General features: G+C 71.5%; 22 protein-coding genes and 1 other RNA gene. 13 read left to right on the top strand and 10 right to left on the bottom strand.

What is annotated here, in order from left to right; translation table 11 throughout:
- Window positions 1-44: 44 nt before the first annotated feature.
- Entirely contained in the window at window positions 45-479 is a 435-nt protein-coding gene (locus B0I32_RS00705) for a hypothetical protein (protein WP_106234026.1), read from the bottom strand.
- Between the two features lie 87 nt (window positions 480-566).
- Between B0I32_RS00705 and B0I32_RS00700 the strand changes: the two genes are divergently transcribed.
- Entirely contained in the window at window positions 567-920 is a 354-nt protein-coding gene (locus B0I32_RS00700) for a MerR family transcriptional regulator (RefSeq protein WP_106234025.1), read from the top strand.
- 13 nt (window positions 921-933) lie between these two features.
- Here B0I32_RS00700 and rnpB read toward each other — a convergent pair.
- The 4 genes from rnpB to B0I32_RS00680 all read right to left on the bottom strand — a co-directional run bounded on the left by rnpB (window position 934) and on the right by B0I32_RS00680 (window position 4,311).
- An RNA gene (gene rnpB, locus B0I32_RS00695) (RNase P RNA component class A) lies at window positions 934-1,325 on the bottom strand.
- A gap of 141 nt (window positions 1,326-1,466) precedes the next feature.
- The gene (locus B0I32_RS00690) at window positions 1,467-2,771 is read right to left on the bottom strand and encodes a bifunctional RNase H/acid phosphatase (RefSeq protein ID WP_106234024.1); all 1,305 of its coding nucleotides are present in this window, start codon (window positions 2,769-2,771) and stop codon (window positions 1,467-1,469) included.
- Window positions 2,768-3,508 carry a zinc ribbon domain-containing protein gene (locus B0I32_RS00685; protein WP_106234022.1) on the bottom strand — a complete coding sequence of 247 codons (741 nt, stop codon included), beginning with the start codon at window positions 3,506-3,508 and terminating at the stop codon, window positions 2,768-2,770. The genes B0I32_RS00690 and B0I32_RS00685 overlap by 4 nt, the downstream gene beginning before the upstream one ends.
- A 2-nt stretch (window positions 3,509-3,510) precedes the next feature.
- Entirely contained in the window at window positions 3,511-4,311 is an 801-nt protein-coding gene (locus tag B0I32_RS00680) for a Nif3-like dinuclear metal center hexameric protein (RefSeq protein ID WP_106234020.1), read from the bottom strand.
- A 105-nt stretch (window positions 4,312-4,416) separates the two neighbouring features.
- Here B0I32_RS00680 and B0I32_RS00675 point away from each other — a divergent pair, with 105 nt between their 5' ends.
- The 3 genes from B0I32_RS00675 (at window position 4,417) to B0I32_RS00665 (ending at window position 8,131) form a co-directional block, all read left to right on the top strand.
- A complete protein-coding gene (locus tag B0I32_RS00675; protein WP_106234018.1) occupies window positions 4,417-5,871 on the top strand; it encodes a flavin-containing monooxygenase in 1,455 nt (484 codons plus the stop codon).
- 155 nt (window positions 5,872-6,026) lie between these two features.
- On the top strand, window positions 6,027-7,055 hold the full coding sequence (locus B0I32_RS00670) for a dipeptidase (protein WP_106234017.1): 1,029 nt from the start codon (window positions 6,027-6,029) through the stop codon (window positions 7,053-7,055).
- Entirely contained in the window at window positions 7,052-8,131 is a 1,080-nt protein-coding gene (locus B0I32_RS00665; RefSeq protein WP_245955431.1) for a M20/M25/M40 family metallo-hydrolase, read from the top strand. Before B0I32_RS00670 ends, B0I32_RS00665 begins: the two co-directional genes overlap by 4 nt.
- A gap of 60 nt (window positions 8,132-8,191) precedes the next feature.
- On the opposite strand, the gene B0I32_RS00660 is transcribed toward B0I32_RS00665, so the two are convergent.
- On the bottom strand, window positions 8,192-8,587 hold the full coding sequence (locus B0I32_RS00660; protein ID WP_181306882.1) for an SSI family serine proteinase inhibitor: 396 nt from the start codon (window positions 8,585-8,587) through the stop codon (window positions 8,192-8,194).
- A gap of 335 nt (window positions 8,588-8,922) precedes the next feature.
- Between B0I32_RS00660 and B0I32_RS00655 the strand changes: the two genes are divergently transcribed.
- From B0I32_RS00655 to B0I32_RS00635, 5 genes are all read left to right on the top strand, one after another.
- Window positions 8,923-10,353 (top strand): Nramp family divalent metal transporter, encoded by a 1,431-nt coding sequence (locus tag B0I32_RS00655; RefSeq protein WP_106234013.1) that lies wholly within the window; start codon window positions 8,923-8,925, stop codon window positions 10,351-10,353.
- Window positions 10,354-10,450: 97 nt separating this feature from the next.
- Window positions 10,451-12,154, top strand: a complete 1,704-nt coding sequence (locus B0I32_RS57380) for an alcohol dehydrogenase catalytic domain-containing protein (protein WP_181306880.1) — start codon at window positions 10,451-10,453, stop codon at window positions 12,152-12,154.
- The gene (locus B0I32_RS57375; protein ID WP_181306878.1) at window positions 12,115-12,549 is read left to right on the top strand and encodes a zinc-binding dehydrogenase; all 435 of its coding nucleotides are present in this window, start codon (window positions 12,115-12,117) and stop codon (window positions 12,547-12,549) included. Before B0I32_RS57380 ends, B0I32_RS57375 begins: the two co-directional genes overlap by 40 nt.
- Window positions 12,550-12,566: 17 nt before the next feature.
- Window positions 12,567-13,523 (top strand): helix-turn-helix transcriptional regulator, encoded by a 957-nt coding sequence (locus B0I32_RS00640; protein ID WP_146177990.1) that lies wholly within the window; start codon window positions 12,567-12,569, stop codon window positions 13,521-13,523.
- A gap of 35 nt (window positions 13,524-13,558) precedes the next feature.
- Window positions 13,559-14,686, top strand: coding sequence for a C45 family autoproteolytic acyltransferase/hydrolase (locus B0I32_RS00635; protein WP_219911579.1), 1,128 nt, complete (start codon window positions 13,559-13,561; stop codon window positions 14,684-14,686).
- Here B0I32_RS00635 and B0I32_RS00630 read toward each other — a convergent pair.
- Genes B0I32_RS00630 through B0I32_RS00620 form a run of 3 tightly spaced genes read right to left on the bottom strand, consistent with a single transcriptional unit; the run spans window position 14,641 to window position 18,356 of the window.
- Window positions 14,641-16,155, bottom strand: a complete 1,515-nt coding sequence (locus B0I32_RS00630) for an AMP-binding protein (RefSeq protein WP_106234008.1) — start codon at window positions 16,153-16,155, stop codon at window positions 14,641-14,643. The genes B0I32_RS00635 and B0I32_RS00630 overlap by 46 nt on opposite strands.
- Entirely contained in the window at window positions 16,156-17,193 is a 1,038-nt protein-coding gene (locus tag B0I32_RS00625) for an acyl-CoA dehydrogenase family protein (RefSeq protein ID WP_106234006.1), read from the bottom strand.
- Entirely contained in the window at window positions 17,190-18,356 is a 1,167-nt protein-coding gene (locus B0I32_RS00620; RefSeq protein ID WP_106234004.1) for an acyl-CoA dehydrogenase family protein, read from the bottom strand. The genes B0I32_RS00625 and B0I32_RS00620 overlap by 4 nt, the downstream gene beginning before the upstream one ends.
- Before the next feature lie 324 nt (window positions 18,357-18,680).
- Here B0I32_RS00620 and B0I32_RS00615 point away from each other — a divergent pair, with 324 nt between their 5' ends.
- Together B0I32_RS00615 and B0I32_RS00610 are read left to right on the top strand one after the other, a co-directional pair.
- Window positions 18,681-19,280 (top strand): TetR/AcrR family transcriptional regulator, encoded by a 600-nt coding sequence (locus B0I32_RS00615; RefSeq protein ID WP_106234003.1) that lies wholly within the window; start codon window positions 18,681-18,683, stop codon window positions 19,278-19,280.
- A gap of 80 nt (window positions 19,281-19,360) precedes the next feature.
- Window positions 19,361-20,359: an AurF N-oxygenase family protein gene (locus B0I32_RS00610; protein ID WP_106234001.1), complete on the top strand. Its 999-nt coding sequence runs from the start codon at window positions 19,361-19,363 to the stop codon at window positions 20,357-20,359.
- On the opposite strand, the gene B0I32_RS00605 is transcribed toward B0I32_RS00610, so the two are convergent.
- On the bottom strand, window positions 20,307-21,086 hold the full coding sequence (locus B0I32_RS00605) for a class I SAM-dependent methyltransferase (RefSeq protein WP_181306876.1): 780 nt from the start codon (window positions 21,084-21,086) through the stop codon (window positions 20,307-20,309). The genes B0I32_RS00610 and B0I32_RS00605 overlap by 53 nt on opposite strands.
- A gap of 51 nt (window positions 21,087-21,137) precedes the next feature.
- On the opposite strand from B0I32_RS00605, the gene B0I32_RS00600 reads away from it, so the two are divergent.
- Together B0I32_RS00600 and B0I32_RS00595 are read left to right on the top strand one after the other, a co-directional pair.
- Window positions 21,138-21,704 carry a copper resistance CopC family protein gene (locus B0I32_RS00600; RefSeq protein WP_106233998.1) on the top strand — a complete coding sequence of 189 codons (567 nt, stop codon included), beginning with the start codon at window positions 21,138-21,140 and terminating at the stop codon, window positions 21,702-21,704.
- Window positions 21,701-22,735, top strand: coding sequence for a copper resistance D family protein (locus B0I32_RS00595; protein WP_106233997.1), 1,035 nt, complete (start codon window positions 21,701-21,703; stop codon window positions 22,733-22,735). The genes B0I32_RS00600 and B0I32_RS00595 overlap by 4 nt, the downstream gene beginning before the upstream one ends.
- Window positions 22,736-22,812: the final 77 nt, after the last annotated feature.

Raw genomic sequence — 22,812 nt, 5'->3', positions numbered from 1 at the left:
TACATGTCTCCAGGGCGTCAAGAAGCAGACGCTTCGACGAAAGGTCATGCGGCTACAGACTTCGCCGCACGGCTCGGCCGCCAAGGTGCGAGCTGAAGCACCCCGAACGTCGCCTCGACCACGAGGAACAGCCACAACACCCGTGTGACGCCCTGGCTCAACGCATAGGCCTGCCAGATCGCGAATAGCGTGCGTGCGACGCCGTCGAACAGTCCGTGCACCGGCAGCGGTCTGACGATGCGCAGAACGGCCCAGACGACGACCACCGAACCCATCAGATTCGCGTACAGGATCTGCAGGGGGTCGAGGGACGGCAGGACGCCCAGTCCGAGGGTGGCGCCCAAGGAGGAGAGGGCGCCGTGGACGAGGGCGTAGGTCCACGGTGTCACGAATCCGGCCGTGACGACGAGGTCGTACCAGGCGCTGGCACGTACGACGTGCAGATAGGCAGGGCGGGAAGGGGTGAGACGATGAATCACGATGGACCTCCTGCGGTTGCTCAGCGGGAGTGCCACGCTAAAGGGTGGAGTAGGCTCCAAGGTCAAGTCAGGAGCCGACGGAGGATCATGCGCATCGGAGAACTGGCCGCCCAGGCGGGCATGACCAAGGACACCATTCGGTTCTACGAGAAGGTCGGGCTCGTCGCAGGTCATCGGCTGGCCAACGGCTACCGCGATTTCCCGCCCGAGACCGTGGTCTGGCTGCACTACGTACGCACGGCGCAGAAACTCGGTTTCTCGCTGGCGGAGATCGCCCGGCACGGCGAGGACCTGCGCGACGCACCGGACAGCGCGCAAGCCCTGTCCACGCTGTTCGAAGAGAAGATCCAGGTCATCGATGAGCGCATGGCCGAACTCGGCGCCCTGCGAGCCGAACTCACCGCCCGCGTCGGCACCGGATGCCCGTTGCGGGCGAACTAAGGAAAGTGATGGGGTGACGAGTCGGCCTGTAGGCCGGGTTCTGTCCTTCTGACGAAGGGGCGACCATCCATCTAGGGCCGCCGTTGCCAGCGGTCTCAAGCGGTCTACCCGCGCGGCTCGGGCGGGCAGCCCTCGAACGTCGCGCGCGGAACGCTCCGGAGAGCGTCCCTTCTTGACCTTGCTCCGGGTGGGGTTTACCTAGCCGCCCACGTCGCCGTGGGCGCTGGTGGTCTCTTACACCACCCTTTCACCCTCACCTCCCGGCCAGGCCGGAAGGCGGTCTGCTTTCTGTGGCACTTTCCCGCGGGTCACCCCGGGTCGGCGTTACCGACCACCCTGCCCTGTGGAGCCCGGACCTTCCTCGGCGGGCCTGATGAGGCCCGACGCGGTCGCCCGGCCGACTCGTCTGCGGAAGGCTATCAAACTTCAAGTGGTTTCCCACTCAAGCGCAAGATCGAGCGGCTGGGATGGGGTGGTCATCGCCTGAGGGGGGTGGTGGCGACGTCGGCGGCCGTGCCGGGTGACACAGTCCCGGCACGGCCCCCGTCAGCGCAGGTGGGAGGTGTCGTTGAACGACTTCACCACGGACGGGCCGTCCGCGTAGTACTCGATCAGCGACAGGCAGGCCAGGTCGAGGTGCATGCGGTAGAGCGACTCCAGCGGCGCCATCAGGGCCTGCCTGAGGAGCAGCTTGATGGGCGTCACGTGCGAGACCGCCAGCACCGTCTTGCCCTCGTGCCGTTCCGCCAGCCGTTCCCTGGCCGCCTCGACGCGGCGGGCGGTGGTGGCGAAGCTCTCGCCGCCCGGTGGGGCGACCTCGGGGTCGGCGAGCCAGGCCGCGAGCTCGGCGGGCCAGCGGCGCTGCACCTCCGTGAACGTGTGGCCCTCCCAGGCGCCGAAATCGGCCTCTCTGAGGTCTTCGCACACCTCCACGTCGAGGCCGGTGCGGGCGGCGACCGCCTGCGCGGTCTGGCGGGCGCGGGTGAGCGGGGAGGTGACGATCACGTCGAGCCGGTACGGCTCCCGCGACAGCCGCTCCGCCGCCGCCGACGCCTGGGCCAGGCCGGCGGGCGTGAGCTCGGCGTCGCCCCGGCCCGAGAACCGGCGTTCGACCGACAGTTCGGTCTCGCCGTGGCGGAGGAGGAGCAGGGAGGTGGCGACGCGGGTGGGCGGGGCCCAGCCGGTGCCGGTGGCCGTGCCCGCGGGTCTGGCTGTCTGCTGGGCGGTGGCGAGGGAGGCGGTGGGGCCGGACAGTTCGGAGATGTCGCCCGCGTCGAGGAGGTCGGTCTGGCCCGTGGGCGCCGGTTTCCTCGATCCCTTCACAGGGGTTTGAGGGCCTCTGTCGGCCTGGGTCGCCTTTTTGGCGGTGCCATCGCTTCTGTCGGTCTTGGCGGCGCCGTCGTCCCCCAACGTGCCGCCCGCCGTCCAGGTGAGGCCCTTGGCGGCGGCGTCCATGGCCTCGTTGGCCAGGCGGTCGGCGTGCTTGTTGCGTTCGCGCGGAATCCACGTCCACTCGGTCACGCGCAGCCGCCTGACCAGCGAGCCGGCCTGCGCCGCCAGCGGGCGCAGGCCCTCGTTCTTGATCTTCCAGCGGCCGGCCATCTGCTCGACGACCAGCTTCGAGTCCATCCGCACGGCCACGGCCGAGCCGTCGCCGCCCAGGTCGAGCACCGCCTGCAGGCCCGCGATCAGGCCGCGGTATTCGGCGACGTTGTTGGTGGTGACGCCGATCGCCTCGGCCGCCTCCGCCAGCACCTGGCCGTCGGCGGCGTCCTTGACGACCGCGCCGTAGCCGGCCGGCCCCGGGTTGCCCCGCGAGCCGCCGTCGGCCTCGATGACGTAGGAGGTCACAGCCCTGACTCTGCCGTACGGACGAGGATGCGGCGGCACTCCTCACACCGGAGCACCTCGTCGTGGGGAGCGGCCTTGATGCGGTTCATCTCGGCGATGGACAGGGCCACCTTGCAGCCCTGGCACCGGCCGCCGTGCAGCATGGCGGCGCCTACGCCGTACTGCTCCCTGAGCTTCTCGTAGAGCTTGAGCAGGTCGGCGGGGATCTCACCGGCGACGCCCGTGCGGCGGCCCTGGACCTCGGCCGACTCCTTCTCGATCTCACCGAACGCGGCGTCGCGGCGGTCCTCGGCCGCCGAGAGCTCGGCGCGGACCTCGTCGCGCTTGGTCACCAGGTCGGTCACCTTGGTGTCGGCGGCCTCCCGGCGCTCCATGATCTCCAGCACGACCTCTTCCAGATCGCCCTGGCGCTTGTGCAGCGAGACGATCTCGGACTGGAGGCTCGCCAGGTCGCGGGGCGAGGTCACGGCGCCGGAGTCGAGGCGCTTCTGGTCACGGTCGGCCCTGGTGCGCACGGCTTCGACGTCACTTTCGGCCTTGCTCTGCTCACGCGCCAGGTCGCCCGACTCGGTCTCGGCCTCGATCACCTGGGTAGCGAGCCTGGCGTGCAGCTTGGACCGCTCGTCGATCACGGCCAGCTCGGGAAGGGTGCGGCGGCGGTGGGCCAGCCGGTCAATCACGGAGTCGAGCTCTGCCAGGTCGAGCAGTCGCTTCTGGGCCTCGGGGGCTGCTTTCATGATCAATATCCTCTTGTCCAAGCATCGGTGACCGTGGCGGAGACACGCGTCTCAACGGTAACGCCACTGGCGTGCAGGATGGACGCCGCGCTGTCGAGCCACGGCCACTCGGTCGCCCAGTGGGCGGCGTCGATCAGCGCGGGGCCGCCGGACTCCACGAACTCGCTGGCCGGATGGTGCCGCAGATCGGCGGTCAGGAAGACGTCGACGCCCGCGGCGGCGGCCGTGGCGAGCAGCGAGTCGCCCGCTCCGCCGCTGACCGCCACCCGCGCGACCGGGCGGGACGGATCGCCCGCCACGCGGATGCCCGCGGAGGTCCGCGGCAGGCCCTTGGCCGCCTGCTCGGCGAACTCCTCCAGCGTCATGCCCGCCGCCACCTCCCCGATGCGGCCCAGCCCGCGCCACGGATCGTCCGCGAACGGCTTGAGCGGCACCAAGTCGCCCACCAGCCCGACGGCCCTGGCCAGGGCGTCGGAGACCCCCGGATTGGCGACGTCGGCGTTGGTGTGGGCGGTGTAGAGGGCTATGTCGTTCTTGATCAGGGTGCGGATCAGCCGGCCCTTCGGCGTGGTGGCCGCGACGGTCGTGGTGCCGCGCAGGTAGAGCGGGTGATGGGTGACGATCAGGTCGGCCCCCCAGTCGAGCGCCTCCTCGGCCACGGCGGCGACGGGGTCGACCGCGAGCAGCACCCGGCGCACCTCCTGGGCCGGATCTCCGCTGACCAGCCCCACCGCGTCCCACGACTCCGCCCTGGCGGGCGGGTAGGCCGCCTCCAGCACCTCGATCACGTTCGTCAACGTCACAGCAGCCACCTGCGCAGACTACCGGTCCGCCGGGTTCGCGGGGTGTCTTCGGAACGGGGTTCGGCGTAACGTAAGTGGATCCTGACTTCGAGGCGGGAGGACGGCATGGCACCAAGCGTGGCGATCGTCGGTGCGGGGTTCGGTGGGCTGTGCATGGCGATCCGGCTCGAACGCGCCGGCATCCGGTCGTACACGGTCTTCGAGAAGGCCGGTGATCTCGGCGGCACCTGGCGGGACAACAGCTATCCGGGAGCCGGGTGCGACATTCCCTCGCATCTGTACTCGTACTCATTCGAGAAGTACTCAAGCTGGTCGCGGCGTTACCCCGAGCAGCCCGAGATCCTCGGCTATCTCGACCACTGTGCGGACAAGTACCACGTCAGGGGAAAAATCCGGTTCCGTACGGAGGTCAGGCGGGCGGCGTTCGACGGCTCGGCCTGGCGGGTCACCACGGCCGCAGAGGACGGCGCGGAGCGTACGGAGCGGTTCGACGTGGTGGTCATGGGGGTGGGGCAGCTCAATCGGCCTCGGATGCCTGACATTCCTGGCATGTCGGATTTCGAGGGCGTCTCGTTCCACTCCTCCCGCTGGAACCACGAGCACGACCTCACCGGCAGGCGCGTCGCGGTGATCGGGAACGGATCGTCGGCGGCCCAGTTCATCCCGCGCGTCGCCGAACGGGCGGGGCACCTCAGCGTCTTCCAGCGCACGCCCAACTGGGTCATCCCCAAGCCGGACGCCACGTTCGGGCCACTCGTCAGGCTCGCCTTCCACTACGTGCCTGGGCTGCAGCGCGCCTACCGCGAATGGATCTACCGCTACGCGGAGGGCACCCTCTACCCCGCGCTCGCCCAGGGCTGGAGCGAGGGGATGCTCAAGCAGCGGGCGCTGCGCCACCTGCGCGACCAGGTGCCCGACCCCGAGCTGCGGGCCAGGCTCACGCCCGGCTATCCGCCCGGCTGCAAGAGAGTCGTCATCGACAGCTCCTTCTACCCGGCCCTCACCAGACCCGATGTGTCACTGGTCACCGACAAGATCGTCCGGATCACCCCCAAAGGCGTCGAGACCACCGAAGGCTCGTACGAGGTCGACACCATCGTCTACGGCACCGGCTTCCGGAGCACCGAGTTCCTCGCGCCGATGGAGGTGATCGGCCGCGACGGGCTCTCCCTGGAGCAGCGGTGGAAGGACGGCGCCGAGGCCTACCTGGGCATCTCGCTGCCGGCCTTCCCCAACCTGTTCATGTTGTACGGGCCCAACACCAACCTCGGGCACAACTCCATCATCTTCATGATCGAATGCCAGGTGAACCACGTCATGGCGTGCCTGCCGTACCTGGCCGGGCACGGGCCCATCGAGGTGCGGCCCGAGGCGATGGCGGCCTGGCGGCGCCAGCTCGACGCGGCCATGGCGCGGATGGTGTGGGGTGAGGGCTGTCGGAGCTGGTACAAGACGGCCGACGGGCGCGTCACGAACAACTGGCCGGGGCCGACGACGCTCTACCGCCGGCTCACGGCCCGGCCGCCACGACCGGCGTACCGCAGCGCAGGCGCAACCTGAAGGGGCCACCTGAGGGGGCCACCTGACGGCGCCACCTGAGGAGGCCCGCCCTCGCCAGGTCCAGCGATTCTCCCTGGTGGCAGATGTACACGCCTGGGGTGAAAAACCGGAGTGCTTTGTGGAGCTGGAACGAGGCCCGCGATACCGTCCGTCCCATGACGAACTCCCTGCACGAGCGCGCGATCGTGGCCGACACCCACAACGATCTCCTCATGGCCGTCTCGGCCAGGCCGCCACGTCAGTGGGCCTCGTTCTTCCGTGAGAGATGGCTGCCCCAGTTGCGTGACGGCGGCGTCAACCTCCAGGTGCTGCCCGTCTTCATCGACGACCAGTACCGGCCTGAGGGCGCGCTGCGGCAGACGTTGCGCATGATCGAGTGTGCTCACGTGCTGGCCGAGGGGAACGCCGAGCACGTACGGCTCTGCCTCGACGCCGCCGACATCGACGGGGCGCTCGCCGACGGCAGGATCGCCCTGGTGCTGGCCATGGAGAGCATGCCGGGCCTCGACGCGAGCGTCGAGCTGATCTCGACCGTGCACCGGCTGGGCGTACGGGTGGCCTCGATCGCCCACTTCGGCCGCACGCCGCTGGCCGACGGCAGCGGCGAGGACGCGACCGGCAGCGGCCTGACCACGGACGGCGTCGCCGCGCTGGCCGAGATGGAACGGCTCGGCATCGTCTTCGACGTCTCCCACCTGGGCGCCTCCGGCGTCGAGCACGTGCTGGAGCTGGCCACCAAGCCGGTCATGGCCACCCACTCCTCCGCCCGCGCCCTGCGCGACCACCACCGCAACCTCACCGACGACCAGCTCCGCGCCGTCGCCGCCACCGGGGGCGTGATCTGCGTCAACTTCTTCGCCCCCTTCCTGGCGGAGGACCCGCGCGACATGACGCTCGACCGCCTGCTCGACCACATCGAGCACATCGTGTCCGTCGCGGGCGTCGAGCACGTGGGGCTCGGCCCCGACTTCATCCGCGAGGTGATGGACGACCTGACGCCGCCGTGCTGCGAGGACGTCTACGCCAGAGGCGTGGACCCGAAGCGGGCCGTGCCAGGGCTGGAGGGCCCGGCCGGGCTGCCCATGGTGACCGAGGGGCTGCTGGCGCGCGGCCTGCCTGAGAAGGACGTGATGGCGATCATCGGCGGCAACGTGCACCGCTTCCTCGGGGAGCGGCTGGCGTGAACGACACCGCGAGCATGATCGAGGACCTCGAAGAGCTGGTCCGCTGCGAATCGTTCTCCAGCGACCTCGAGGCCGTGGCCCGCAGCGCGAAGGTCGTCGCCGCGATGGGGACCCGCTACCTGGGCACGGCCCCGGAAGTGCTGATGATCGACGGCGTCACGCATCTGCGCTGGTCGTTCGGCACGCCCAGGGTCCTGCTGCTCGGCCACCACGACACCGTCTGGCCGATCGGCAGCCTCGCCACCCACCCCTGGTCCGTGGTGGACGGCGTGGCCAGGGGGCCGGGGGTGTTCGACATGAAGGCGGGGCTGGTGCAGACCTTCCACGCCCTGGCCGGGCTCGACTCGCTCGACGGCGTCACGCTGCTGGTCACCGGCGACGAGGAAGTCGGCTCGATCAGCTCGGCCCCGCTGATCCAGGAGACCGCGCGCGGGCTGGCCGCCGCCTTCGTGATGGAGGCCAGCGCCGACGGCGGCGCGCTGAAGACGGCCCGCAAGGGCACCTCGCTCTACCACGTCAACGTGCACGGCAAGGCGGCCCACTCCGGCCTCGAACCGGAGAAGGGGGCGAACGCCGGGATCGAGCTGGCCCACCAGATCCTGGCGATCGCGGCCCTGGGGGCGGGCGCGACCACCGTCACCCCGACGGCCCTGTCGGGCGGCACCACGCTCAACACGGTTCCCGCGGCGGCCACGGTGGGCGTGGACGTGCGGGCGGCGGAGGTGGCCGAGCAGACCAGGGTGGACGCGGCGATGCACGCCCTGCGGCCGGTGCTGCCGGGCACCCGGCTGGAGATCCTCGGCGGCCCCAACCGGCCGCCGCTGGAGACCTCGATGTCGGCCGGCCTCTTCGCGAAGGCGCGGGAGCTGGCGGCCGGGCTGGGGCTGGAGCCGCTGACCTCGGCCTCGGTGGGCGGCGCCTCCGACGGCAACTTCACCGCCGGCGTCGGCTGCCCGACGCTCGACGGGCTGGGCGGGGTGGGCGGCGGGGCGCACGCCGACCACGAGCACGTCATCGTGGCCGAGATGCCCGGCCGCACCGCGCTGCTGCGGGCGCTGATCGAGGCCGTCCGCTAGCTGATCCGCTCGGCCCTCCGGTGTCAGGGGGCCGGCCGAGCCCGCCCCCTGACGCCTCGGTCAGACGAGCGGGCCGAGCCTGCGGTCCATGTCGCAGCGGTTGCTGAACGTCTCGTGGAACGACGTCGGCCGGCCGTACCAGTGGCCCTTCACCTCGACCTCCACCGGGTCGAAGATCAACGGGCAGGGCCCAGGGTCGACGTTCAGATCGTGGACGTGCCCGTCCACCCCGTGCAATGCGTCGCAGGCGGCCCGCGGATGTGAGTGGACCCCGCCGTCCGGGTCGCACGTCAGGCGGGTGGCGTAGGCGCCGCCCGCGCGCGGGGTGACCGTGATGAAGAGCTCGGCTCCCGCGGCGGCCTGGGCGGGAAGCGCCGCGAACGGCACGGCGAACGTGGCGGCCACGCAGAGTCCGAGCGCGGCCAGCCTGCGGGCCGCGGTCAGCACGAGCGTCATGAGAACCTCCCTGGTCAGCGTCGTCCCGGAGCGGGACGGCGCACCCGTCATGACTACCGTGCGTAATCGCAGCGCCACCAGCGATCACAAGGGCATCTGATCGTGTTCGATCGGACACAGAATGGTGTCTTCGCTGGTCATAGGCAGGCCCGCCGGTGGTGCCAGGCGAGCCCGGGCCCATGAGCCGGACGCCGGGCGGAGCCAGGGAAGCGGGCGGCCACGGCGTGGGTTTCACGGATCAGGGGGAATGTGCGGCGATGATTAACTGGCTATTCCACTCACCATTTGGGTCTCTGTAATGTGACGTCCAGGTAAGCCCGAACAAGGAGATCCGCATGGCGGAGTTCACCCCCACCGTTCCTGCGCGAGTCCTGCCCGCCGTCGCCGTCCGCGACCTTCCCGAACCACCCCGATCAACCTGGCGCATCATCGGCCCCGGCCTGGTCGGCGCCGGTGTGGGCCTGGCCTCGGGAGAATTCATCCTCTGGCCGTACATCGCCTCACAAGTCGGCCTGGTCTTCATCTGGGGAGCCGCGATCGGCATCATCACCCAGTGGTTTCTCAACATGGAGATCGAGCGTTACACCCTGGCCACCGGCGAAACCGCGCTGACCGGTTTCAGCCGGATGTGGAAACACTGGGGTCTGGTCTTCGTCCTGATGGCCCTGGCCTCGAATCTCTGGCCGGGGTGGGTGACCACGTCGGCGACCATGGTGACGTACCTGACCGGGTCGGGCGAGGGCTCGGTGCGGTGGATCGCGATCGGCATGCTGATCGTGATCGCGCTCGGCCTGACACTGGCGCCGGTGATCTACACCGCGCTGGAAAAGGTGATCTTCGTGAAGATCGCCCTGGTGGCCATCCTCGCCGTGGTCGCGGTCGTCTTCGCGATCAACGCCGAGAGCTGGGTGGAGCTGGGCAAGGGCCTGTCCGTCGGCGCCCAGTTCCCCGTGCCGCCGCTGGACTTCGCGGTGCTCATGGGCGCCATCGCGTACGCCGGAGCGGGCGGCGGCCAGAACCTGTGCCAGAGCAACTGGATCCGCGACAAGGGCTTCGGCATGGGCCAGTACGTGCCACGCCTGGTCAGCCCGGTCACCGGCCACGAGGAGGCGGCCGCCTCGACCGGCTTCCAGTTCGCCCCGACGAAGGAGAACCTGGAACGCTGGAAGCAGTGGTGGCGCTTCGCGAACGTGGAGCAGGCGTGGACGTTCGCCATGGTGTCGTTCGTGACCATCGCGCTCATGTCGATGCTGGCCTACTCCACGGTCTTCGGCCGTGAGGGGCTGGAGAACAGCATCGCCTTCCTCGAGGTCGAGGGCCAGGTGCTGCAGGACGTCGTCGGGCCCTGGTTCGGGGTGCTGTTCTGGGTGATCGGGGCGCTGGCCCTGTTCGCCTCGGCGATGGGCATCGTCGACTACACCTCGCGGCTGGCCTCCGACACGATCAAGACGGTCTACCTGCGCGACAAGGCCGTCTCGGTGAACCGGGTCTACTTCATCGTGGTCTGGGCGATGGCGGTGATCGGCACCGGGATCCTGCTGGCGGGCCTGGACCAGCCGCTGATCCTGCTGGTGTTCTCGGCGTGCTTCGCGGCCGTGATGATGTTCGTCTACTCCATCCTGCTGATCATCCTCAACCGGCGGGCGCTGCCCGAGGCCATCAAGGTGCGGTCGTACCGGCTGGGGGCGCTGGTCTGGTCGGTGGCGTTCTTCGGCACGCTGACCGTGATCGTGGTGTTCCAGCAGGCGCAGCGGTTGTTCGGCTGATCGCCTGAGCGCACGGTGGGGAGCGGGCGGCCGGTACGGGCCGCCCGCTCCCCCGCCGGTTGACCTCAAGCGCACCTGAGGTTGCAGACTCGGCCGCATGAACGTGGTCGAGGTGACGAAGTACGGTGGCCCCGAGGTGCTCGTGGCGGGGCGGGCACCGGATCCCGTAGCCGGGGCGGGACAGCTGGTGATCGGCGTGTCGGTGGCGGACGTCATGTCCATCGACGCGCAGTTGCGTTCCGGGTGGGGGCGCGAGTGGTTCCCGGGCGAGCCGCCGTACGTGCCGGGCACAGGAGTGGCCGGGCGGGTCCTGTCGGTGGGCGACGGGGTGGACGCCGGCTGGATCGGGCGGCGGGTCGCCGCGCTGGTTCCCGGCGGCGGGTACGCCGAGCGGGTCGCGGCGGACGCGGAGACGGTCGTGACGGTGCCGGACGAGGTGCCCCTCTGGCGGGCGGCGGCGCTGGTCCAGGTGGGTCCCGCGGCGTTGAGTCTGATACGGGCGGCCGGGCTGGAGCCGGGGACGCGGGTGCTGGTCACCGGAGCCGGCGGGGCGCTGGGGCTGGCGCTCGTCGGGCTGGCGACCGCGGCAGGGGCCCGGGTCACGGCGGCGGCGCACGGCCCGGCCAAACAGCGGGCGGCCCTGGAGGCGGGCGCGGCGACGGTCGTCGACTATCCGCGGCTCGAAGACCCGGACGCCCTGACCGACCCGGGCGACTCGACCGGCCTGTCCCGGCCGCACGACCCGGGCGACTCGACCGGCCTGTCCCGGCCGGACGACCGCACCGACGCGGGCGGCCCGGCTGCGCCGGACGGTGGCGGGCGGTTCGAGGTCGTGTTCGACGGGGTCGGCGGTGAGGTCGGCGGGTGCGCGTTCCGGCTGCTGGGGCCGGGTGGAAGATTCTTCGCGTACGGGGTGCCGAGCGGGGCCACCGCCGCGATCGATCCGGCGGAGGCGGACCGGCGCGGGGTGCGGGTGACCGGCATGGAGCAGGTCCAGTTCGCACCCGCCGAGTTCAGCAGGCTCGCGGAGGAGACCATGCGGGAGATCGCGGCGGGCCGGCTGGCGACCGTCGTGGGCCTGGCCGTACCCCTGGAACGGGCGCGAGAGGCGCACGCGGCGCTGGAGGCCCGCGAGCTGGTCGGCAAGGCCGTCCTGCTCGTCACCGCCCAGGCCGTCCGCTACCGCGAGCTCGGCGGGCCCGAGGTGCTGGAACTGGAGGAGGTCCCGATGCCCCGGCCGGGGCCGGGCCAGGTGCGGGTGGCGGTCAGGGCCGCGGGCGTGAACCCCATCGACAGGAAGATCCGCGCCGGTTTCCCCGGCGCCACGATCGACGGCCCCCAGGGGACGGGGATCGAGCTGGCGGGCACGGTCGACGCGCTCGGCCCCGGGGTGACCGGATGGCGGCTGGGCGACGCGGTGTTCGGCCAGGTGGCCTCGGGGGCGCTGGCCACGCACGCGATCGCCGAGGCGGACCGGCTGGTGGGCAAGCCGGCGGAGCTTTCGTACGCGGAGGCGGCGGCGCTGCCCGTCGCCGTCGGGACGGCCGTCAGAACCCTGCGCGAGCTGGGCGTCGGCCCGGGGCTGACGCTGCTGATCCACGCGGTGGCGGGCGGCGTCGGCCTGGCCGCCGCGCAACTGGCCCGCGCGCTCGGCGCCCGCGTGATCGGCACCGCCAGTGAGCGCCACCACGAGGTCCTGCGCGGCCTCGGCGTCCATCCCGTCAGTACGGGGACGGCCTGGAGGAGCGCCTGCCCGGCCGCGTGGACCGGGTGCTGGACGCCTCGGGCAGGAGCGTGCTGAAGCTGTCGGTCGAGCTGACCGGCGATCCCGCCAAGGTGATCACGATCGCGGACATGGCCGGCGCGGGCGAGTTCGGCGTGCGCTTCTCCTCGGGCCGGGGCGCGAGCGCCGAGGACGACGTACGGGCCCTGCGCGACCCGCTCACGGCGGCCCGCGGCAACGGAGACAGCGCGGGAGACCGGCAGACGGCGGCGCGAGGGACGGCGGATCCGCTGAGGGCGGCGCGAGGTGATCGAGACAGCGCGGAGGATCCGGGAGCGGCCGTGGGAGGGATCCGGGTGCCGGTCACCGAGGTGTTCCCGCTGGAGCGGGCCGCTGAGGCCCATCGTCGCAGCGAGGACGGCCACTTCCTGGGCAAGCTGATCATCAACGCGGAAGACGCCTTTCCGCGTTAGCGGGCACACTGGTGCGCATGCTCGACACCTCGGCCCGCCTGCTCAAGCTGCTGTCCCTGTTCCAGACGCGGCGCGACTGGCCGGGCCCCGAGCTGTCCGCCCGGCTCGGCGTCTCGACCAGGACGATCCGCAACGACGTCGAGCGCCTGCGCGCGCTCGGCTATCCGGTGCACGCCACCCCCGGCGTGGCGGGCGGCTACCGGCTGGGCGCGGGGGCGGCGCTGCCTCCGCTGCTGCTCGACGACGAGGAGGCCGTCGCGGTCGCGGTCGGCCTCGGCCGCGCCGCCGGGGGCGGTGTCGAAGGGATCGAGGAGTCCTCCGTACGGGCGCTGGCCAAGCTGGAGCAGGTGCTGCCCTCCCGGCTGCGGCGGCGGGTCGGCGCGCTGAACGCCTACACCGTGCAGATCCCGGGCACCGCCCCTTCCGTCGCGCCGGACGTGCTGACCACGATCGCGAACGCGGCCCGCGACCACGAGGTGCTGCGTTTCGACTACACGGGCCACGACGGCGCGGCCGCCCCGCGGACCGCGGAGCCGTACCGGCTGGCGCACCGGCGCGGGCGCTGGTACCTGGTGGGCTACGACCTCGACCGTCGGGACTGGCGCACGTTCCGGGTGGACAGGCTGAGCCCGCGCACGCCGCCCGGCCCCCGCTTCACGCCGCGCGAGCTGCCGCAGGGCGGCGACGTCGCCGCGTACGTGGAGAAGGGCGTCAGCACGGCGATGTGGCGTCATCACGCCACGGTGCTGCTGCACGCGCCGGAGGAGCGGATCCGGGCGGTGTCGCCGAACCAGGACGTCGAGCCGGTGGACGAGTCGACCTGCCTGCTCCGGCTGGGCGGCGACGACGTGAACGGGATGGCGGTGTGGATCGGCTTCCTCGGCGTCGACTTCGAGGTGCTCGACCCGCCGGAGCTGGCCGAGCACGTCCTGCGCCTCTCCGAACGCTACCGGCGGGCGGTCAGCGGCCGGTAAGGGGGCGGTCAGCGGGGTCCGGCAGGGTCGGCGGCATGAAGAACCTGACACATGTCGCGGGCGGCAAGAACGACTTCCAGCTGGTCCGCCACCTGACGCTGGCCGGCGGCCAGGTCGAGATCGGCCGGGCACTGGCCGAGGAGGCCAGGCGGCTCGGCTGGGCGCCCACGCCGATCGACCCGGTCGTGGGCCGGGCGCGCAGGACCTGGTTCGAGCGGCACTGGCCGCAGCACCACGCGCGCATGGACGGCGCGGCGGCGGCGCTCGGCCTCGATCCCGACCAGGACGAGCTGGCCCTGGACGCGCTCGCCTTCGTCCCCGAGGGCTCCGGCTGCTCAGCGATGTGGATCCCGCCGTCGGCCGCCGCCGACGGGCACGGCAGGGCAGGCCGCAATTACGACTTCTTCCCGACGACGACCAGCGAGATCATGGGCGGCACCCCGGGCCCGGGCGAGCTGCCCATGGCGTCGCGCCCGTACGTGATCACGACGCTGCCCGACGAGGGGCTCGCCTCGGTCGTGCTCACCATGAACGAGCTCGACGGCTGCATGGACGGCATCAACGCGGCGGGCCTGGCGGTCATGCTGCTGGTCGCCGACTTCGAGCACGCGGAACCGCCGAAGGGCCCGGCCACGCCGCAGGTGGGCCTGGCGAGTGTGCAGCTGCCCAGGTTCCTCGTCGACACCTGCGCGAACGCCGACCAGGCCAAGCAGGCGCTGCTGGGCGCCAAGCACTACGACTTCGGCGTGGCGCTGCACTACCTGGTGGCCGACGCGTACGGGCAGGCGTTCGTGTGGGAGCGGGGCACGGACGGCAGTGAGCACGTCATCGACCTCGGCGACGCCCCGCTCTGCGTCACCAACCACCTGCTGCACCGCCATCCGGACCCGGCCAGGCTGCCCGCGGACGGCCCGCACAGCTTCGGCACGTTCGGACGCCTGCGCACCCTGTACGACCGCGCCAGCAGCGTGATGACGGCCGAGGACGTGCGGGACGGCATGGACGCGGTCCGCCAGCCGGAGACCGGCGACCTGCCGTTCCGCACGTTGTGGACGACGGTCTTCGACACCGCCGCCCGTACCCTGTCGGCCCGCTTCTACCTGGGCGACGGCGGCCGTTACAGCGAGGAGCTGGTGTTCTCGGCCGACGGGTCCGCCAGGTAGTCGGCGCGGACCTTCGAGCGCGACAGCTTGCCGGTCGGCGTGCGCGGCAGCCTCTCGCGGTAGGCGATCAGCTTCGGCTGCTTGAACCTGGCGATGCGCGGCCCGCAGTGCTCCAGCAGCTCGGCGGTCAGCTCGGGGCCCGGCGGGTGGCCGGGGGCGGGCTGCACGAGCGCGACCACGTTGTGGCCCCACTCCTCGTCGGGCACCCCGATGACGGCCACGTCGGCGACGGCGGGATGTTCGAGCAGGGCGGCCTCGATCTCGGCGGGGTAGATGTTCACCCCGCCGGAGACGATGAGGTCGGTGCGCCGGTCGCACAGGAACAGGTATCCGTCGGCGTCGAGGTAGCCGATGTCGCCGGGCGCGTACCACTCGCCACGCATGCTGGCGGCGGTCTTGCCGGGGTCCTTGCGGTACTCGAACGTGCCCATGCTGGACTTGACGTAGATCAGGCCGGGCTCGCCGGGCGGCAGCTCCTGGCCGGCCTCGTCCAGGATCCTGGCCTCGAACGTGGGCGCGGGCCGGCCCACGGTGCCGGGCCTGGCCAGCCATTCGTCCGGCTTGACGGCGAAGGCGATGGTGGACTCGGTGGAGCCGTAGTACTCGTACAGCACCGGCCCCCACCAGTCCATGATCTGCTGCTTGACCGCGACCGGGCAGGCGGCGGCGGTGTGGATGACCTGACGCAGGCTCGACACGTCGAACTTGCCCCTGACGTCCTCGGGTAGCTGCAGCATCCGGTGGAACATGGTCGGCACCATCATCGCGTTGGACACCCGGTACCGTTCGACCAGCTCCAGGATGTTCACCGGGTCGAACCTGGGCGTGATCACCACGGTGTGGCCGAGGTGCAGCGCGAACTGGGCGTGCGCGCACGGCGCGGAGTGGTACATCGGCGAGGTGACCAGGTGCACCTCGTCGCCCGCCCTGAGGTCCACGACCTGCCCGAAGAACCACGTGTAGAGCGGCACGAGCTGCTCCGGCTCGGCGCCGGCCAGCGGGCGCTGCACACCCTTGGGGAAGCCGGTGGTGCCGGAGGTGTACCACATGACGGCTCCGGCGGTGCGGTCGGCGGGCGCGCTCGCCGGCTGCCCCGCGGCCAGGCCGTCCGTCCCGATCTCACCGCCCGGCACGGCGTGCCCGGCGCTGGTGACGACCACCTTGGCGTCGCAGTCGCCCAGGATGTACGCCACCTCGGCGGCGGTCAGGTGCCAGTTGATCGGCACGTAGTAGAGCCCGATCTGCCCGGTGGCCATGACGAGGACGAGGGCGTCGACCCCGTTGGGCAGCACGCCCGCGACGACGTCACCGGTGCCGAGCCCGCGCGCCCGCAGGCCGTGCGACACCTGGTTGACCCGGGCGAGCAGGTCGCCGTAGGAGGTCTCCGAGCCGTCGGTGTCGATCACGGCGCGGCGGCCGGGATCGGCGGCGGCGATGGCGTAGAAGCCGGGGAGGTCGCTGACGTCCATTTACAGCTCCAGCAGGTGCGCGAGTCTGGCACGGTGGATCCTCGGGGGGCCCAGCAGCACCTCGTCCGCCTTGGCCCGTTTGTAGAACAGGTGCGCGTCGTGTTCCCAGGTATAGCCGATGCCGCCGTGCAGCAGCAGGTGGTCGCGGGCCACCTCGAAGCAGGCGCGGCCGACGTACGCCTGCGCGAGCGCGGCGGCCTCGGGCAGCTCGCCGGGCGACTCGTCGGCGGCCCAGGCGGCGTAGCGGACGATGGACTCGGCCTGTTCGAGCTTGCCGTGCATGTCGGCGAGCTTGTGCTTGACCCCTTGATAGGAGCCGATGTAGCGGCCGAAGGCCACGCGGACCTTGGCGTAGGCCACGATCGACTCCAGCGCCGCCCGCATCACGCCGAGCTGCTCGGCGGCCAGCGCCACGCACAGCCGGTCGCCGACGCCGGTCTTCGGGGCCGGCCCCAGCACACGCGCGGGCGCGCCCTCCAGCACCACCTCGGCCAGGCCGCGGGTGAGGTCGAGCGGCTCCAGCGCGGTCCTGCGCACGCCGGGCCCGGCCAGCTCGACGGCCAGCAGGACCTTCCCGCCCCCGTCGCCACCGTCGCCGCTGGGGGCGGGCGCCACGAGCACGTCGGCCTCCATGCCGGTGAGCACGCGCGGCAGGGTGCCGCTCGCGGCCGAGCCGTCGAAGGAGAGCTCGCCCTGGTCGAGCGTGGCGGCGACGCGGCCCTCGGCGATGCCGGTCAGCAGCTCCTTGTCGGGGGTCCCGGTCAGCGCGAGTGCGGTGAACGCGGTGGCCAGGAACGGGCCGGGCAGCAGGGCCGCGCCGGTCTCCTCCAGCACGACGGCCAGCTCGGACAGGCCGGCTCCGGCGCCGCCGTACTCCTCGGGGACGATCAGGCCGGACAGGCCGAGCTCGCCGTTGAGGCGCGCGTACACCTGCGGGTCGTAGCCGTCGCGGACCTTGGGCAGGGGGGAGGCGGTACGCAGGAAGCCGCGTACGGCCTCGCGCAGTTCGCGCTGTTCCTCGCTGAGTACGAGCTTCACGTCTGCGTCCCCACCTTCAGGTCCTTGAACGGCACGGTCTTGTCCACCCGGGGTTCGGGCGGCAGGCCGAGCACGCGGTCGCCGACGATGTTGCGCATGATCTCGTTGGTGCCGCCGCCCAGCGCCATGCCGGGGGCCGTCGAGATCGCGCGGGCGAGGGGATGGCCGGCCAGCATCGCCTCGGGCCCGACGAGCCGGGTGGCGACGTCGGCCTCGAACTGGGTCAGCTCGGCCAGCAGCAGCTTGGCGGCGCTGCCCCGGGCGCCGGGGAAGATCCCGGCCCTGGTCTCCTGGGCCAGCCGCTGGTTGAACAGCGCCAGCGCGCGGGTGCGGATGTGCAGCTCGACGAGTTCGTCGCGGACCAGCGGGTCGTCGGTGTCGACGACCCGGCGCAGCGCCTCGACGGAGGCGGGGTTGTCCTTCTGCCCGCCCATGCCGACGCCCGCCGAGATCGACAGCCGCTCGTGCAGGAGGGTCGTGACGGCCACGCTCCAGCCGTCGTTGACCTCGCCGACGCGGTGCTCGTCGGGAACGGGGACGTTGTCGAAGAAGATCTCGTTGAAGTTGGCCCTGCCGGACATGTCCTTCAGCGGCCTGACCGTCACGCCGGGGTGGTGCATGTCCACCACGAACATGGTCAGGCCCTTGTGCTTGGGCACGTCCACGTCGGTGCGGGCGAGCAGCAGCCCCCAGTCGGCGTGGTGGGCGACGGAGGTCCACACCTTCTGGCCGTTGACGATCCAGTGGTCGCCGTCGCGCTCGGCCCTGGTCTGCAGGCTGGCCACGTCGCTGCCGGCGCCCGGCTCGGAGAAGAGCTGGCACCAGATCTCCTCGCCGCGCAGCAGCGGCCGGACGAACCGCTCGCGCTGGGCGTCGGTGCCCCGGTCGACGAGCGTGGGCCCGGTCATGCCCAGGCCGATCATGAAGACGTAGGTGGGCAGGGTGTAGTCGCGGGCCGCCTCGGCGAAGGCGCGTTCCTCGGCCTGGGTCAGCCCCTGGCCGCCCCACCGCTCCGGCCAGGTGATGCCGGAGTAGCCGGCGTCGTAGAGCTTGGCCATGAAGTCCTTGGCGCGGGCGATCCCGTCGGCCTCCGGATGGTCGTCGGATGGAGCGTTGTCCCGCAGCCAGGCTCCGGCCGCACGCCGATAATCAGCAAGGTTCACATCGACTCCTCGGCATCAGTGCCCACTTACTCTAGTCAGGTCGCCCTGGCCCGCATAGAGCATTGCTCTGGAGGTCTTTCCCGCGCGGCTCGCCCGGCCACACCCTTGAAGGGCCGCCCGTTTCATCACATGCGTGGCGAAATAGGCGACTGAGCCGCTTTTATGACCCCCCGCCGAAGGACGTTCGGTCCTTACCGGTTACCATGATCAACATGACTGTCGGTGAATGAGGCCGCCGTACCGTACCGGGATATCTCAGGTCAGAGACACTGACGCCCGGTTTGTCCTATAAATACTAGTGATCAGAAGTTAGAGTTACTCGCTGTGACAACAGGTTTCAGCCGATTACGGCGCGAGGATCTACTGAAGACGGCCTGCGAGGTGATCGCGGAGCGGGGATTCGGGCACGCCAGGACCCTGGACATCGCCAGGGCGGCCGGCGTCAGCCAGGCGCTGCTCTTCTACCACTTCGAGACCAAGGAACGGTTGCTCGCCCAGGCCTTCGCGTACGCGGCCCGCCTGCATCTCGACGCCCTGGCCGACGTGGAGCGTTCGACGGGCACGCCCCTCGACCGCCTGCGCTCGCTGCTGCGGCTCTGCTCGCCCGCGATCCCCACCGAGGGCTGGCGGTTGTGGATCGACGCCTGGTCCGAGGCCATGCGCAGCACGGAGCTCGAAGAGACCTCGCGGCGCATCGACGCCAGAGGGCGCACGCTCATGCGCTCGATCATCGAGGCCGGCGTGGCGGGCGGCGAGTTCGCCTGCCCGGACCCCGACGGGACGACGTGGCGGCTCTTCGCGCTGATCGACGGGCTGGCGGTCCAGACGCACACCCATCCCAAGGTGTTGTCACGACGCCGGGTCAACGTGCTGATCCGTACGGCGGCGGCGATCGAACTGGGGGTCCCCCAAGAGAAACTCTGACCCGGAAAGCTGTGATCCTCCCCTTTCCCGCCTTATTGGATTCTCCGTACAATTAGCGGGCGAGGAGAGGAGTGCACGCGATGACGAAAGCACCGAGCTCTACCACCGCCAGGGAACGCGACGAGCAGGTCGCGAGCGGAAGCGCCTACCGAGCGGTCATCGAACGCCTCTCGAAGGCGTCGGTCGACAAGCACTGGGAGCCGTACCGGGACATCCCCTGGGACGATCCGGAGTTCCTGGTGGATCCGGAGGATCCGCGCTGGGAGCTGCCCGAGGTCGACCGGCTGGGCGGCCATCCGTGGTACCGGGGCCGCTCCCCCGAGGAGCGCGCGCGGATCGGGCTGTGGCGGGTGGCCACGGCGATGAAGATCGGGCTGCAGTTCGAGAACCTGCTCAAGCGCGGGCTGCTCAACTACGCCTACCGCTTACCGAACGGATCCCCCGAGTTCCGGTACGTCTACCACGAGACCATTGAAGAGGGACATCACGGGATGATGTTCCAGGAGTTCGTGAACCGTACCGGGATGCCGATCCGCGGCATGCCGCGACCGCTGTCGGTGATCGCCCAGGTCGCGCCCTGGATCCCGCTGATCTCGACCGAGCTGTTCTTCGTCTTCGTGCTGGGCGGCGAGGACCCGATCGACCACGTCCAGCGCAAAGTGCTCAAGGACGGCCGGGCGCACCACCCGCTGGAAGAGACGATCATGCGCATCCACATCGCGGAGGAGGCCAGGCACATCTCCTTCGCCCGGCACTACCTGCGCAACCGCGTCCCCAGGATGCCCGCGCACCGGCGGCTCCTGCTCGGCCTCGTCTCACCGGTCATCCTCGGCGTCATGGCCCGCATCATGCTGGCCCCGCCGGGGGCGATGATCCGGCGCTTCAGGATCCCGGCGAGCGTCGTGGCCGAGGTCTATCTCCGCGATCCCGGCGCCCGGCAGGACATCCGCGACTCGATCGGCAAGACGCGCGAGCTGTGCGCCGAGATCGGGCTGATCAACGCGGTGACCCGGCGCGTCTGGCGGGTCATGGGGATCTGGGAGGCCCCGAAGGGCGGCGGGCGAGCAGCACCTCGGTGACCGTCACCAGCTCCCACCTGCCCGCCGGGCACGACGCGAGCAGCGCCTGCCTGGCCGCCTCCCTGAAGGCGTCCAGCCGGTCGCCGAGGCGGGCCGGGGCGGTGTAGGAGTAGGACAGCTGCAGGCCGATCACCGCCTCCAGGTCGTAGCCGATCCGCACCTCGTAGCAGGCCCGGTCGAGGTCGCTGAACGGCGAGCGGGCCAGCACGTCGTCATGGTGCTCGCCGGTGGCCTGGTAGGAGTTGCTCGCGGTGAAGGTGTTGACGCCGAACGCGTCGCGCACCCGCCGCATGGCCGGCTCCCACGGCTGCTCCTCGCCCGCGCGGGTGGGGCCGACCAGCGCCACCACGCCGCCAGGGGGCAGCAGCCGGTCCAGCTCCGCCAGCACCGCGCGCCGGTCCATCCAGTGGAACGACCGTCCCATGACCACGTGGTCGAACGGGGGCAGCCGGTCGAGCGTGGTCGAGTCGCCCCGCAGCCAGCGGATGTTCTCCGCCCGCGCGGCCAGGCGCCGGCCCTCGGCGAGCATCTCGGCGTCCGGGTCGACGGCCAGCACCTCGCGTACCCGCCTGGCCAGGGGGATGGCCACCGTGCCGGGCCCGCAGCCCAGGTCCAGCGCCGTCGCCCCGGCGCCGAACGTCATGGCCAGGTGCTCGATGGCCGGGTCGCCGTGCCCGGAGCGGTATTTCGCGTAGTAGGGAGCCGCGCCGCCGAACAGGTCCTCCATGGATGGGACCATATACGGGTTCGCGAATTGTCCGATGGAAGGTTCTGATCTGTGAGGCGGCTACTCACGGTCCTGCTGCTCGCCTTCGCCGCCGTGGGCGTGGCCGGCGCTCCGGCCCAGGCGCACAACGTGCTCATCTCCAGCGACCCGCGCGACGGGTCCACGCTGGCGGCCTCGCCCGAGCGGGTCACCCTGGTGTTCGACCAGGCGGTACGGCAGGGATACGCGCAGGTGGGCGTGACCGGGGCCGACGGGTCCTCGTGGGCCGACGGGAGCGCCGAGGTCGCGGCCGAGCGGGTCTCGGTGAAGGTGCGGCCGCTGCCGGCCGGAGGGTCGTACACGGTGGGCTACCGGATCCTGTCGGCCGACGGGCACCCCGTCACCGGGAAGATCAGCTTCACCCTGGCCGCCGGCGCCTCGGGCGCCCCCGCCGGCCAGACCGCCCCCGCCGGCCAGACCGCGCCGGCCGACAGCGCCGCGGCCGCCGAGGCGGCGGCCAACGGCGGGGCGGGGATGGCCGTGGTGTGGATCGTGGGGGCCCTGCTGGTGCTCGCCGCGGGCACCGCCGTCGCCCTGCGCCGCTCGGGCCCCCCGCGCGTTGAAGAGACGCGCTCGTGACCACCGTCGCCGCTCCCCCCGTGGCCGAGCAGCGGGTCGGCGGGCGGCTGGTGGCGGGCGCGTTCGGCGTGTGCGCGGTCGTCGCGGCCGTGGCGGCCAGCTCGCTCACCGCTCAGCAGGCCGTCCCCGGCATTCCCATGCCGGGACCCGTCGTCTCGGTCGGCCTGCCGATCGTCCGCGCGCTGCTCGACGTGGCCGCCGTGGCGCTGGTCGGGCTCAGCCTGCTGCCCAAGCTGCTCGGCTTCAGGAACCCGGAGCGCTCGGAGCCGGTCCTGCTCAAGGTGCGCCCGCTGGCCGTGATGGCCGCGTGGGCGTGGGCGATCTGCGCGCTGGTCACGATCGTCTTCCAGACCGCCGAGCTCAACCCCGGTGCCGTGCCCACGTTCGGGATGATCGCCGACTACGTGCAGAGCGTCGGCACCGGCCAGGGGCTGCTGTTCAGCGCGGCGTGCGCGCTGGCGGCGGCCGGCATCGGGCTGATGGCGGTGCGGTTCGGCGAGAAGGTGCCGGCCGAGCTGCGGGTGATCGTGGCGCTGTTCGGGCTGCTGCCGATCCCGGTCACCGGGCACGCGGTGAACTCGGTCTGGCACGACCCCATCATGATCTCGATGGAGATCCACGTCATGGGGGCGGCGGCGTGGACCGGCGGGCTGGCGGCCACGGTCGTCTTCCTGGCCCCGCACCGCGACCTGCTGGCCGCCGTGCTGCCGAAGTTCTCCCGGATGGCGACCGTCTGCCTGCTGCTGGTGGCGCTGTCCGGGCTGGTCACGGGGCTGGGCACGATGGCGCTCACCCCCGGCGTGGTCCTGCCCGAGGCCATCGTGACCAGCCACTACGGGCTGCTGGTCGTGACCAAGACGGCGCTCGTGGCGCTGCTGGTGCCGCTGGCCGCCAACATCCGCTTCCGGCTGATGCCCGCCGTACGCCAGGGCCGGGCCACCGCCCTGGTCGGGTGGGCGGCGGCCGAGGTGGGAATCATGGGGCTGGCGTACGGGGTGGCGGTGGCGATCACCCGAGCCTCGATCGCCTAGAGACTCGATCGCCTCGAACCAGGGCGGCCGGCGGAACCGGCCTCGGGCCGCATCCGCCGACCGCGGCAGGGGCGGCC

Origin of the sequence: Nonomuraea fuscirosea (assembly GCF_003001935.1) — a bacterium.
Taxonomy (GTDB): domain Bacteria; phylum Actinomycetota; class Actinomycetes; order Streptosporangiales; family Streptosporangiaceae; genus Nonomuraea; species Nonomuraea fuscirosea.
Note: the sequence above shows the minus strand (reverse complement) of the source record. Positions and strands in the feature narration are given on the sequence as shown.